The sequence below is a fragment of the Mucilaginibacter sp. genome (assembly GCF_028288225.1).
Lineage (GTDB): Bacteria > Bacteroidota > Bacteroidia > Sphingobacteriales > Sphingobacteriaceae > Mucilaginibacter.
The window spans coordinates 26,065-38,618 of record NZ_JAQBOC010000039.1; the positions used below are offsets into that span (position 1 = coordinate 26,065).

Below are 12,554 nucleotides of genomic sequence, written 5' to 3' on the forward strand. Positions count from 1 at the left end.
CGCAGGTGGTTGTTGCTCGTCGGGAGTGAACTCGTCGCCATGCAACAATCAACTTTTTTGACCGAACATTTTTTCACCCCCTGTATCATTTCCCCCTCCATCCCCGTAATGTTAATACCAGGTGAAAATAAATTAGTTATTCCTTATTGTTTTATGATGGTAAAACACAAAACTCCGTTGTTAGTATTAAGCTTTTTGCTAATTGTTATTGCTTCCTGCAAAAAAACAATGTAACACCCCTTCCTAAGGGAAAGAACCTGGTACTTTTATCTTTTGAGGAACAAAAAGTTACAGCGGACAATGTGTTTTCCCTAAACCTGTTTAAAAACTTAAGCAGCGCAAATACTTCAAATGCCAACTTGTTTGTATCGACCCTGAGTGTGAGTTTTGCCCTTGGGATGACCAGCAATGGGGCTAACGGCCAAACGCTTGATGCGATCCGGAATACTTTGAATTTTGCAGGCCTTACACAGTAGCAGGTAAACAATTATTACAATAACCTCATCACCAACCTGCCGCTGCTTAATCCTAATACTACGCTTAAAATTGCTAACTCCATTTGGTACAAACAAGGTTTTGATGTACTGCCGGCTTTCCTGAAAACCAATAATGATGATTTTAATGCGCGGATACAAGCTCTTGATTTTAACAATCAGTCATCGATAAATACTGTAAACAATTGGGTAAAAGACAATACCGGTGGAAAAATACCGGATATTATTGATCAGTTAGATCCGCAGGCTGTTATGTACCTGGTTAATGCCATTTATTTTAAAAGCAGCTGGAATCAAAAATTCGATCCGGCTAAGACCAGGCCAAAACCATTTTATAAAACAGATGGCAGCCAGGTGCAGGCCAGTTTTATGACTGGAACCAAAGATTACAGTTATAACGCTGAAGGAAATATAACTATATTTGAGTTACCTTATTCTGATAAAAAGTATAGCATGGTTATTATAATGCCAACAGACGGAGCACCGCTTAAAGATGTTGTAAATAGCCTGGACCCGGCTAAATGGCAAAGCTTAACTAAAAGATTAACAGCGCTTAACAGCGAACTTTCATTGCCAAAATTTAAGTTTAGTTACAATGTTACATTAAATAATGCGTTAATAAATTTGGGTATGGGAATTGCCTTTACTGATAACGCCGATTTTTCATTAATAAATGCAGGCGGCAACCTTAAAATAAGCGAGGTAAAACACAAAGCTTTTGTTGATATTGATGAAAGCGGTACTACAGCAGCAGCGGCGACATCTGTAGGTATAGTGCCAACCAGTGTTTTAATACCTAAAACTGTTACTATTGATCATCCATTTGCATTTGCAATAAGAGAAATGAGCAGCGGGCTCATCTTGTTTGCGGGTACAGTTAATGATCCAACGAAATAGCCCTATAGCCCTCCTGAAAGGGGAGTTTTTTTTGAATAGCTTCTTGCCTCCCCAACTAATATTTTTCCACCCCGGAAAAATCCGAGGCGAAACTCCCCTTCAGGGGGCGGAGGGTTACTCCGTCCTCAAACTTTTTACCGGATTACTTATGGCCGCTTTAATAGTTTGCAGCGTTATTAATACAACGGTTAATATAGTAAGCAGTAAAATTGATAGCATAAACGGGTAGCCGGTAATTGTTATTCTGTATGCATAGCCATTAAGCCAGTTGTGCATAATTAAATACGCCAGCGGACAGGATACTATCCCCGCTATAAAAACTATCCCCAAAAACTCTTTCAAAAAAAGATTGATAATGCCTGGTACGGATGATCCAAGCACTTTGCGGATGCCGATCTCTTTTGTCCGTTTTTGAATGCTTAGTGATATAAGGCCCAAAACACCCAGCAGAACAATAGTTATTGCTAAAACAGTAGCCATAAATGAGGCCTTTTTTAACTGAATCTCAGTAGTATAAAGTTTTGCTACGGCTTCATCCATAAAATGATATTCAAACGGCTCGTTGGGCAATAATATGCCCCATTGCTTTTGCAGAGCTTGTATGTTATCCTGTATATTTCCAGGTTTTAGCTTAATTGAAAAGTAGCGGTAAAAATGGGTAAAATTAACATTTGTAAAACTAATTGGCCCGGTTTGCCACTTCATAGAGCCTAAATGAAAATCGGCAGTAACACCACAAATTGTTAAAGGTGTAGCCAGGCCCGGCACATTTACCAATTGCCCAACAGCATCTTTAGGATCAATCCAGCCCAACGCTTTTGAGGCTGTTTGATTAATAACTATTTTGGCTGAATCGCCCGGAGTATATTGTGGTGTAAAAAACATGCCTGCTAAAAGTGGAATGCCATACGTAGTTGCATATTGGTTATCTGTTGCCAATCCATCAATAGTTATCGCTTTTTGGGGATCTGTACCCTGGCGATACAACTGATATCCGCCACCACCTTCCTGGGGGATCTCCCATGATAATGAGAGGCTGCTTACCTGGGGCATTTGTGCAAGCTGGTGGCGGATGGCTTGCATTTTTTTAACGCCTTTATCAGACCAGTCACGAGGTACCTGGGCATAAACAATGTAGTCTTTATTAAAGCCAAGGTTGCCGTTTAGAAAAAGTGTTACCTGCTGCGAAACGACTATGGCAACAATAAAAACAAGGGCGGCCGTGCCAAATTGAAACCCAACCAATACTTTGCGAAATAATACACTTTCTTTTACTGAGCTTAATTTCCCCTTTAATGACTCCACTGATTTTAATGACGAAAGTACCAATGCTGGATAAATACCCGAAAGAATGCCTAAAAAGAGTGCAAACACAAGTAGTATACAATACATGTATAAAGGAAACGAGAAAAGCCCGGTTATTTCTTTACCCAAAACATCGCTGAAATATGGGCGGGCAAGCAGATAAATTGCCATTGCTATTACTGTAGCCAGCATTACCAAAATGGTCGACTCTATCAAAAACTGCCACACCAACTGCTTTTTTAGCCCCCCAAGTACTTTTCGAATTCCCATTTCTTTCATCCGGAATGATGAACGGCCTATACAAATGTTTATAAAGTTAATAACGGCCATCAACAATATAAAAACCGCTATTATGGTTAATGTATAAAGCATTTTTTTTACCACCCCGTTATTGGCATCCAAATAATACGATTTTAAAGGCACCAGGTAAGGTGTAAGATTATCACTTATTTGCTGTGGCGCATTTTCTTTTACCAGGTGTCGCATAGGTTGCTCAAGATCCGCCGGGGTAACTCCTTTTTTTAACTCGATGTATCCAACCAGGATAGTATTGTTCCAGCCATCCATATTCCGGCCTAAAAAATCAGCTGCCTTGGCCGGCAAAAAAATATCGTTTTTATTATCATCGTTAATGTTAGTTACCGAGTTTTTGGGGATTTTGTTTAACACCCCCGAGATGGTGAAATCATGCTTTTCGCCCTTAAAACTTTCAATAGTGATGGTTTGGCCTACAACATCAGTTTTACCGAAATACTTAATTGCCAGCTTTTCTGTTACCACTGCCGAAAACGGATCAGTAAAGGCCTTTTGTGCATCGCCGTGTAATAAACCAAAGCCATACATGTTTAACATTGTACTGTCGCAAACCTGGATACTTTCTCTGAAATGCTTTTCGCCTTTTGAAACAATAGACCCTACACCATCCCAATGGAAGTAATTGGCAACCAGGGTAGGATACATCTCCTTTAATGTTTTGGGCAACTGTGCAATGGTAGTAAACTCGGGGCCCATACTTGGGTCTTTCCATTTGCTTTTAATAATGTATTGATTATCTGCATTTTTAAGGTCATGATTTACCTGTAATTCACTCCAAACATAGGCGCCTGTTAGCAGGGCAAAGGCAATGCCGGCTGAGAGCCCTAAAATATTGATAATAGAGAAGCCCTTGTTTTTCCAGAGACTCCGCCATGCCATTGTGAAGTAATTTTGCAGCATATTTCGTGATTTTTTGTGTTAAGGTATAACCAGATGCAGACCAAAATTAGGTAATAAACTTATCAGCATAAAAACATTAACAATTTTTAACTCAAATGTTAAAACCACCCTCTCTATGTTTGAATTAAAAAGCTCTCTGCATCTCTGTGCCTGCTCCGTGACCTTTGCGGTTAAATTTTAAACACTGAGGCCGCTAAGAAGGCACAAAGTACACTGAGGCTTAAATAAAATTACATTCAGATAAATAATAGGTTATTATATTGCACCGCACCAAGTTAAACAACAAAGTGATGGAAAACTATTTGGCCGAACTTTATGAACGCGATCTTTTAAAACTGCGCGACGAGATAAAAAACTTTAAAGATGATTATAACATCTGGCGTAAAACCGATGGCATAAGCAACTCTGCGGGTACGCTGGTGCTACATTTAACGGGCAACCTTAATTTTTGCATCGGCACCAAAATAGGGAATACCGGCTATGTACGGAACCGCGAGCGTGAATTTTCGGTAACGGATGTACCACGCCAGGAGCTTATTACCGGCATTGATAATTTAATTGAGGTGGTAAAAACCAGTTTAACCAACATCAGTCAGCAAAAGCTTGACGAAACCTATCCGCTTGAAGTTAACGGGCAAAAAAGCACCGCTTATTATCTTGTTTATTTTCACGGCCATTTAAACTACCATTTAGGGCAGGTGAATTATTTGAGGCGGATGCTGGAGGGGTAAGCGGAGTCACCCTAAGTAAACTATTTTTGCGTGCAAACAATCGCATTGAAAATGACATATTATAAATTGTTTATAATCAGTATTTTATACAATGTGTCATTGGCAGGCACAAGCGTGCCCTGAGTTTATCGAAGGGAAGGGTAGGCGCAGAAGCCTTTGCCCACATGCTTCGGGTGCCAGCATGACAGCTTTTTGCTGCGGTTCTATCGCCACAGCCCCTTAAACCAATGCCCTTTCCACAGCCAGAAGCCTGATAATATAATGACAGGGAAAAACACCCATCGTACCGCTATGGCGGCATAATGCAGCTGTGCAACCGGACCGTAGATATAGCCGATAACCGGGATACTCAACAGAATATGCAGCCAGCGGATCACTTTTCTTTCGGTTGATGCTTTCATAGGCAAGTAACTTAATACTCCAGCTCGCGGCAATCGTAGCCTGCCGTTTGCAGCAGTGTTTCGATATACCGGGGCGAAATATTGCTGGCCTCTATCCGCAAGATGTTGTCACAATCTTCCAGGTCGAAATTCCAGCCGGTAATTGCCGGAACAGCGGTTAGCAGGGGCTTTACCTCGCTAACCTGTTCGGGTTTTTCAACGCTTGTTATAAATATCAATATGTCAGTCATTGGTCAGTGGTTATTAGTCAGTGGTCATTAATTATTGGTATTCATCACTTAATAACTATTGAGAATTAAGATATTGGACAAAAGCCTTGTTTTATTTTTTAGCCGATAGTCTCGGCTTATAGTTCTAAGTCTTGAGTCGATAGTCCTGAGTCAAACATTTTCCGACTCTGGACTATAGACTCAGGACTCGGAACTCAGGACTCCTTCTCCTCACTTTTAACATCATCCCAATATTTTTCATAGGGATGACCGCCGTGCCTGCCCCAACGGCCGTGACCGCAGTTTTGCATCTTTTCTTTAAACTTTTCACGTTCGTCGGGCGTCATGTTTTTAAAGCGTTCTTCCATACGGTGGCGCATCCAGTTGCCCCTGCCGGGACCGCCGCCCTTGCCAAAACCGAAAAGGATTTTGCATAAAATAAATATGCCCATAGCCTGCCAAAAGGTAATTACACCAACGTGCAATATGCCTGGCAGTAAATAGTTCCACAAATTCATCACTACAAAGCTGACAAGCGACAGTATGGCGGCTACTGCCAGTGGAATAAATAAAAACCGCCTTTTATAAAAAAATGATCTCATGTCTTTAATTTTTAATATTGTGTAATTTCCTCGTACAATTGTTTTAACCGTTTGCGCAGATGCACTACCGCATACCGTTTGCGCGATACCAGTGTTTGCACATTTATGCCGGTATTTTCGGCAATTTCGCTAAAAGGGATATCATCCAGCTCGTGCCACATAAATACCTGCCTTTGCTGCGGTGGCAACTCATCAAGCGCAATAAATAACTGCTCCCAAAAAAGGTTGCGCACATACTCCGTTTCGGGCGTGGTTGCTTCCGTCATCAGGATGGCTTTAAAGTCCGGTGCTTCATCGTCATCCTCATCCCCTGCAAGCATATCATCCATCAAAACTTCAGTATGCTTTTTATGCTTGTCAAGTATTTTATTACGGGCTACCCGGTAAAGCCAGGCCCCGGTTTGCTCAATAGGCTCCGAATTAATAACCGAGCTAAACTGGTACCAAACATCCTGCAGAATGTCTTCGGCGTCGGCATCGTTTTTAACCCTGCGCCTGATAAAGCCCAGCAAGTTTTTACCATACGCTCCTATAGCTTGTATGATAGTCTTGTGGTTTTCCTCTGGCATTACGGCGGTTATCAATTTCTTCAACGTTATTTAATATAGCAGACGATTGTGTTTTGAAAACATTTTAAGTTATTTTTAAAAAGTCCGGAAGATGTTAATCAACCTAAAAACCAATATTGTCATACACCAGTGAACAAATGAACAAACTCAACTATCTCAACGCCATCCTCATGCTTGCTTCGGCATGTTTGGCCATGTTCATTCCGTTCGAGCTGGTGCTGTTGTCTTATGCCATTCTCGGCCCGGCACATTACCTTACCGAGATCTCGTGGCTTAAGGGCCGGCACTTCTTCACCCTAAAAAAATACGACTATCTTTATATTGCAGCCATAACCATTGCTTGCCTGCTGTTCAGGCTGCCATCAGCCAATCTTATTTTTTACACCTTTGGCCTGTCGTTCATATTACTTGCAGTTAAAGGTAATATTAACCGTTTGCTGGCTTTTACGTTGCTTATTGCCTCGGGTTATTTTTTGCTTACCAACAATTTACTAAGAACAATATTCGGTCTTTACATCCCCACGCTTATCCATGTGTACGTGTTTACCGGTGCGTTCCTTTTGTTTGGAGCATTAAAACACAAAAATGTTTCAGGCTATGTTGCTTTTTTTACATTCCTGTTATGCCCGCTGCTGTTGTGTGTTTTGTTTACCAGGATGCATACGGTGCCAACACAATGGGCCATCAGCAATTACGGGCATTTTAAAAGTTTAAATACTACCAGCCTTCGCAGCCAGGCAATTGATATTTACACCAACCCGGCCAGCATTATTTTAACCCGGCTGATAGCCTTTGCCTACACCTATCATTATATCAATTGGTTCAGCAAAACAAGAGTAATAAACTGGCACCGCATCCCGGTAAAATGGGCGATAGTAATTACACTGGTATGGATAGCATCTGTGGGCATTTATTTTTATAATTATCACCTGGGTATTAAATGGCTGTTTTTACTGAGCCTGGCACATGTTGTATTGGAGTTTCCGTTGAATTACAGGAGTTTCGCGGGGATAGGGAAGGTCATTGGTCATTATGTCATTGGTCATTAGTGAATGAGGTAAGGTTTTTGATAATACTCAACCATTACAAGCTATTAAATTTATTATTAATTTAGGTTGATGAAATAATAAGTTGTCATGAGCAACTAATGACACAATGACTAATGATTAAATAAAATGGCTTACAATACCAAACTTGCCGACAGAATAAGAGAAGCCCTGGCCCACCTGCCTGATGTGGAAGAAAAAGAAATGTTTCGCGGGGTGTGTTTTATGGTTGATGGAAAGATGTGTGTTTGTGTTAGCGGCGAAGAAATGATGTGCCGCATTGGTGCAGATGCAACAGAAAAAGTATTGGAGCAAAACGGCGTTCGCCAGATGATAATGCGGGAAAAAGTGATGAATGATTATGTTTATGTAAGCGAAGAGGCTTTTCATACCCAAAAAGATTTTGACCACTGGATAAAGCTTGCATTGGATTTTAATCCGAGAGCTAAGGCATCGAAGAAGAAGAAATAGGTTGTAGTTGTTGTAAGGGTTGCCAGATCTTATTCATCAATTGAATTTAAATTAAACACATCGTTATGAATATATTTAATAAAGCTATTTTTAAACAATCAGCAATAATATTATGCTTTTTGTTGGCAGCAGTTGGTATGCATGCTCAAACAATACAGCAAGGCACGGCCTCCAAAGAAATTACCGATGCCATGAATAATTCGGCAAATGAATGGAACAAGGGACATCTTGACGCTTTTATGAGCCTGTATGATCCATCGGCCACCATGATGATGCCTACCGGACCAGTCGGGATGGGTGGGATAAAGGGTTTGTATGAAACAAAGTATTTTAAAGATGGAATGCCCAAACAAAACCTGAAGTACACCGATATGCAGGTACGCATGCTGGGTGCCGACTATGCACTTTTAACAGGCGGCTTCACTTTGTACGGTAACAATTTACCCGAACGCTCAGGCAGGTATTCATTAGTGTTGCAACATACTAAGGATGGATGGAAAATCCTGCACGATCATTCGAGCTAAGAGGCAAAAACATAAACCATGTAAAAGAGGGTGTCAGCCTGAGGTACTCGAAGGGTGAGCGCAGTGGCCTGTCCGCTTGCTAAGCATGGCGCTGAGGCCCATGCGCACATGCTTCGAGTACCTCAGCATGACACCCTTTTTATTCGCACTCCTTCACATTACGTTAGATTTTGTTTCGACATGATATTTTATTTTACTGCCAACTGCCTACTACAAACTGCAAACTTTTCCTGAACCTACTCCAGTCCCAAATACTCTTTCTGCTTTATCTCAACCAGGCCAGATGTTTGATCGCGGCGCAGGTAAATGCTTACTTGGTAAAAGCTGCTGTCGAACAGGTAAATGTTATTTGCTTCGTCGGCACCGTGAAATTTCATTTCCAGGCCGAAGCGTTTAGCCTGGGCTATCATGTTTATAATGTGCTGCGGATCGGTAGACGTATAGTTAACAGTATGCAGTATTGTACCATCATAAAGCCTGGTATAATCGCCTACCATAATTTTTTCGGTATTGGGTTTAGTTCCTATATTTTTAAAATACTCAAGCTGGCGCCCGTTCACATCTACACTGTAATCCTGCCTGAAGGATTTTCCCTGCAATAAAGTATTGTGCACGTCGCCGTTACTTAAACTGGTAAAATAAATCAGATCACTAAACTTTGTGCTTTGCCCGTACATATTTAAGGTTGCCAAAAGCATTGCCGGCAAAAGGAACAGGTATTTTTTCATACAACAGTAATTGTTTACTCAATATGTTATTTTTTTAAAAGGCACAGGCTAACTGTGCAATTACCAAATATACTTTGATTAATTCAGAATCAAGATAACAAGAGTCAGGAATCAAGAATGAAAAAAGAATAAAGCATACCTTCCGTTTCTTGATTCTTGTGTCTTGAATTCTTGCTTCTTTCGCCTCACTCTCCCGGATGATAGGTTTTTTCAGCATGCTTAAGCACATCGGCTTTATAAAACAAAACATCCTTAAACTTACCTTCAATATACATGCCAGCCTGGTCTGTATAATGTTTTGAAGCCGGATTGAATGACTGACCGCCGGTAATAATAGTTTTCGCCTTAATCCGGGTACCAAATTCCACAGCAGCAATAAAGCTGTTGCCCGAATATCCATACCTCTTTTTAGTATTCATTGTTCGGCTCTGGAATGATGGCAACTGCCCAAATGCCGATGAAACCCCGCCAACAGGCAGACTCGGCGCATCATCATTAAACGTTATCCCATCCGCCGGGCGCTGGTAACGGTTAATGTCGCCCCATTTAATTTTCCAGCTGCCATAACGGGTTTTAAGGTTATTTACGGCTTCGGCGAAGATGTCAAGCTGCTCTTTGGCAGTTAGCGTTTGTATTAAAGTGTCTATGCGTTCGGTTTGATAGGTTCCTTCCTCTTCAGTTTTTGCACCTGGCAATTTGCGCAGCAGTAATGTGCCCCATTCAACAGCCAGTGTAGTTGGTGTGGAGTTAATTGCCGAATATTTATCCCATTCACGCATACTTTTTACCGGCCTGGCAAGCGATTGCTTAACCGAATCGGGCGCGGTATCATAGGCTTTATACAGCGGCGGCAGCAATACATCAAAGGCCGCCAGGTAATGATTATAGCCTTTGTCAATCAGCTCATCAAGCGTAAGGTTTTTTATATCACTCAACAGCTTAATAGCATTTACCGCTCTAAAGTTTTGTCCATCGGGCGCCATGTATGCCGGGTATTTATTTTTATCCGGACTGTACCTGCCTGATGATGCAAACGGCGTTGAGTTACAATTCTGGATCCAGCCGTTTGCAGGGTTATACACATGCACAATTTCGTCAACGTTGTGCAGGCCCTGCCATTCGGTTGCCGGAGTGCTGCCATCAACAGGCAGGCGCCAATCATAAGCCGGGTTGCGTTTGGGCATAAAGTTGCCGTACCAAAAAGCAATGTTGCCCTGGTCGTCCGCATAAACCGTATTGTTGGTAGCATTCGATAGCAGGCTCATTGCCTTTTTATATTCGGCAAAAGTATTGGCCCTGGTTATCAGCCACGATTCAAGCAGGGCATTGTATGAGCGGTTGTTGGCCTTTAGCGCCAGCCATTTGCCGTCGCGGCTGGCAAGCACGGGGCCATGTTGGGTGTAAAAGCCCGTTATGGTTTTATGCTCCACTCCCGCTTCATTTTTAATGTTCATTACCAGCTTACGGGTAGTAACAGGTTTTTGCTTTCCATCATACTCGTAATACCATTGCCCGTCTTTTTTCATTACCTTTTCGGCATACAGGTCGCCAACATCAGCATTGCTGCTTGTATGCATCCAGCCGCAGTGCGGATTAAACCCCTGGTAAACAAAAAACTGGCCCCAGGTAACCGCGCCGTAAACATTTAACCCTTCCTCACTTACCAATTGCACCTCGCTCCGAAAGTAAAACGGAACATGCGGATTAATGTACAGCATGGCATGCCCTGATGCCGATCTTGATGGCGCAATCGCAAACCCGTTGGAGCCGGTTTCCCTGTCATCAACAGCGGGTTTATAAACTGCTCCCAATTTTTCGGAAGTGTCACCATAAAATGTTTGAGTCTCGTTTAAATTTATGCCACCTGTAACTGTTGCCGATACACTGCCATCAGTAAACATCAAAGCATACCATGGCTCAAAGTGTTGAAAAACAGCAGGTTTAACCTCCGGATGTTTGTATAAATAATAGTTCACACCGTCGGCAAAAACATCCATTAACTTCCTAAACCATGGGGCAGCAGCTTTGTAATCTTTAATGGCATCGGCAGTATCTGCAATTAATTGCAATTGCACATCAGTATAAAGTTTTTTTTTGCCGTCAACCTCGCTTTGCCTGCCCATCTGGTATAAATAGTTTCGTTCAATCCCCTTAAAATTATCTTCGCATTGGGTATACATCAGCCCAAAAACAACGTCAGCATCGGTTTTGCCATAAATATGAGGTATTCCCCAGTTATCGCGTATTATGGTTACTGCGGCAGCCTCTTGTTTAAAGTGTTTTATTTGTGCTGATGAATATTTTTGGGCAATGGTAAATAGTGGTGATAGTATTAACGCGATAAATAATTGTTTTTTTATTGTAACCATAATTTTGCTGAGAAATTTATAATAAATGTGTCATTTTTGTGCGATATTATAAATTAGCGTTGTTATTACAGTTATTAAAATATAATAAAGCTTAATGTATCGCGTTGGCATAATATTGTATCTAATATAGCTCAAAATTGTATAATTAGGTATAGGATTTGATATGGCTATACAATAATTAAAAATTCACTTTACTGATCTGATCGTCAGTTACATAAAGAGCTTGGATTTTCATAAAATATGACATCTGAGATTTAGTTGATCAACATTATTTGAATGATGTTGTGTGCGTTCGGGGGTGAGATACCGAACGCATTTTTTTGGGATGGATTTTTATACCAATTTCAAGCCGCATTCTGCTTTACATTTCTTTTTTTATCAAAATCCGCAATTTCCTTAAAAATAACGGAAACATTTTTGATGCTTGTAGTATTACTATGGGATAAACCCACAACTATGAAATACGCATTTGTAATAGGCTCGAGTGCTTTTATTGTTCCGGGCAAAACAATAAGCTCCGGCACACAAGGGAACTGGAAATATTTTTTAAGGATAAATGCCATTTATCACGACACATCAGCCCCTGCAGAAAACACTTACCTGGATGTTGACCTTGACATTAAGGATACTGACGGCACACCGGTTACCATATTATCAAACAAGCCGATAACCGGAGCTCCGTATACCATTAAAACAGACCGTGACAGTGTAAAAGTATTACGGCTTGACGGAACGCCAATTATCCACGTGCACCAGCTTGATGATGAATCGGCAATGAGCCTGGAGCATAATATTTCGGCGGAGCTTGATGTACAGGCCCCCGTTGTAGTAATAAGGGTAACTGGTGAGTCTTTTGTAGACCGCCTGCATATCCGGGCTGAAAACGAAAAGCTCCTGATCAATGATAACGGTTATGCCAGTTCAGCAATGGTTGGCCACAGCGATTTGAAATTTACAGAAGCGGGGGTTCTTTTGTAGTGGGCAGTTGAGAGT

General features: G+C 41.4%; 12 protein-coding genes and 1 pseudogene. 6 read left to right on the top strand and 7 right to left on the bottom strand.

The features are described from left to right. Positions 1 to 302 precede the first annotated feature (302 nt). Positions 303 to 1,391: pseudogene (locus JWQ54_RS11930) on the top strand (serpin family protein). A 114-nt stretch (positions 1,392 to 1,505) separates the two neighbouring features. On the opposite strand, the gene JWQ54_RS11935 reads toward JWQ54_RS11930, so the two are convergent. After that, positions 1,506 to 3,911 carry an ABC transporter permease gene (locus JWQ54_RS11935; protein ID WP_299584929.1) on the bottom strand — a complete coding sequence of 802 codons (2,406 nt, stop codon included), beginning with the start codon at positions 3,909 to 3,911 and terminating at the stop codon, positions 1,506 to 1,508. A gap of 290 nt (positions 3,912 to 4,201) precedes the next feature. On the opposite strand from JWQ54_RS11935, the gene JWQ54_RS11940 reads away from it, so the two are divergent. Beyond that, the gene (locus JWQ54_RS11940) at positions 4,202 to 4,642 is read left to right on the top strand and encodes a DUF1572 family protein (RefSeq protein ID WP_299584931.1); all 441 of its coding nucleotides are present in this window, start codon (positions 4,202 to 4,204) and stop codon (positions 4,640 to 4,642) included. A gap of 203 nt (positions 4,643 to 4,845) precedes the next feature. Here the strand turns inward: JWQ54_RS11940 and JWQ54_RS11945 are convergent, their stop codons facing one another. The 4 genes from JWQ54_RS11945 to JWQ54_RS11960 all read right to left on the bottom strand — a co-directional run bounded on the left by JWQ54_RS11945 (position 4,846) and on the right by JWQ54_RS11960 (position 6,447). Next, positions 4,846 to 5,043: a hypothetical protein gene (locus JWQ54_RS11945; protein WP_299584933.1), complete on the bottom strand. Its 198-nt coding sequence runs from the start codon at positions 5,041 to 5,043 to the stop codon at positions 4,846 to 4,848. 11 nt (positions 5,044 to 5,054) lie between these two features. Next, entirely contained in the window at positions 5,055 to 5,273 is a 219-nt protein-coding gene (locus tag JWQ54_RS11950; RefSeq protein WP_299584935.1) for a hypothetical protein, read from the bottom strand. Between the two features lie 194 nt (positions 5,274 to 5,467). Next, entirely contained in the window at positions 5,468 to 5,854 is a 387-nt protein-coding gene (locus JWQ54_RS11955) for a hypothetical protein (protein ID WP_299584937.1), read from the bottom strand. Positions 5,855 to 5,865: 11 nt separating this feature from the next. Beyond that, entirely contained in the window at positions 5,866 to 6,447 is a 582-nt protein-coding gene (locus JWQ54_RS11960) for an RNA polymerase sigma factor (protein ID WP_299584939.1), read from the bottom strand. Positions 6,448 to 6,560: 113 nt separating this feature from the next. On the opposite strand from JWQ54_RS11960, the gene JWQ54_RS11965 reads away from it, so the two are divergent. The 3 genes from JWQ54_RS11965 to JWQ54_RS11975 all read left to right on the top strand — a co-directional run bounded on the left by JWQ54_RS11965 (position 6,561) and on the right by JWQ54_RS11975 (position 8,464). Further along, positions 6,561 to 7,472 carry a hypothetical protein gene (locus JWQ54_RS11965; protein WP_299584941.1) on the top strand — a complete coding sequence of 304 codons (912 nt, stop codon included), beginning with the start codon at positions 6,561 to 6,563 and terminating at the stop codon, positions 7,470 to 7,472. A 126-nt stretch (positions 7,473 to 7,598) separates the two neighbouring features. Then, on the top strand, positions 7,599 to 7,940 hold the full coding sequence (locus tag JWQ54_RS11970) for a TfoX/Sxy family protein (RefSeq protein ID WP_299584943.1): 342 nt from the start codon (positions 7,599 to 7,601) through the stop codon (positions 7,938 to 7,940). Positions 7,941 to 8,005: 65 nt separating this feature from the next. Further along, entirely contained in the window at positions 8,006 to 8,464 is a 459-nt protein-coding gene (locus tag JWQ54_RS11975; protein ID WP_299584945.1) for a nuclear transport factor 2 family protein, read from the top strand. A gap of 236 nt (positions 8,465 to 8,700) precedes the next feature. Here JWQ54_RS11975 and JWQ54_RS11980 read toward each other — a convergent pair whose 3' ends face one another. Next, the gene (locus JWQ54_RS11980; protein ID WP_299584948.1) at positions 8,701 to 9,192 is read right to left on the bottom strand and encodes a hypothetical protein; all 492 of its coding nucleotides are present in this window, start codon (positions 9,190 to 9,192) and stop codon (positions 8,701 to 8,703) included. 185 nt (positions 9,193 to 9,377) lie between these two features. Further along, the gene (locus JWQ54_RS11985; protein WP_299584950.1) at positions 9,378 to 11,561 is read right to left on the bottom strand and encodes a penicillin acylase family protein; all 2,184 of its coding nucleotides are present in this window, start codon (positions 11,559 to 11,561) and stop codon (positions 9,378 to 9,380) included. Positions 11,562 to 12,017: 456 nt separating this feature from the next. On the opposite strand from JWQ54_RS11985, the gene JWQ54_RS11990 reads away from it, so the two are divergent. Continuing rightward, the gene (locus tag JWQ54_RS11990; RefSeq protein WP_299584952.1) at positions 12,018 to 12,539 is read left to right on the top strand and encodes a hypothetical protein; all 522 of its coding nucleotides are present in this window, start codon (positions 12,018 to 12,020) and stop codon (positions 12,537 to 12,539) included. Positions 12,540 to 12,554 lie beyond the last annotated feature (15 nt).

Excerpts from the sequence above, each read along its gene's own strand:
- JWQ54_RS11945 (WP_299584933.1), bottom strand. The coding sequence starts at position 5,043 with ATGAAAGCATCAACCGAAAGAAAAGTGATCCGCTGGCTGCATATTCTG.
- JWQ54_RS11950 (WP_299584935.1), bottom strand. The coding sequence starts at position 5,273 with ATGACTGACATATTGATATTTATAACAAGCGTTGAAAAACCCGAACAG.
- JWQ54_RS11990 (WP_299584952.1), top strand. The coding sequence starts at position 12,018 with ATGAAATACGCATTTGTAATAGGCTCGAGTGCTTTTATTGTTCCGGGC.
- JWQ54_RS11985 (WP_299584950.1), bottom strand. The coding sequence starts at position 11,561 with ATGGTTACAATAAAAAAACAATTATTTATCGCGTTAATACTATCACCA.
- JWQ54_RS11975 (WP_299584945.1), top strand. The coding sequence starts at position 8,006 with ATGAATATATTTAATAAAGCTATTTTTAAACAATCAGCAATAATATTA.
- JWQ54_RS11940 (WP_299584931.1), top strand. The coding sequence starts at position 4,202 with ATGGAAAACTATTTGGCCGAACTTTATGAACGCGATCTTTTAAAACTG.
- JWQ54_RS11935 (WP_299584929.1), bottom strand. The coding sequence starts at position 3,911 with ATGCTGCAAAATTACTTCACAATGGCATGGCGGAGTCTCTGGAAAAAC.
- JWQ54_RS11980 (WP_299584948.1), bottom strand. The coding sequence starts at position 9,192 with ATGAAAAAATACCTGTTCCTTTTGCCGGCAATGCTTTTGGCAACCTTA.
- JWQ54_RS11970 (WP_299584943.1), top strand. The coding sequence starts at position 7,599 with ATGGCTTACAATACCAAACTTGCCGACAGAATAAGAGAAGCCCTGGCC.
- JWQ54_RS11965 (WP_299584941.1), top strand. The coding sequence starts at position 6,561 with ATGAACAAACTCAACTATCTCAACGCCATCCTCATGCTTGCTTCGGCA.
- JWQ54_RS11955 (WP_299584937.1), bottom strand. The coding sequence starts at position 5,854 with ATGAGATCATTTTTTTATAAAAGGCGGTTTTTATTTATTCCACTGGCA.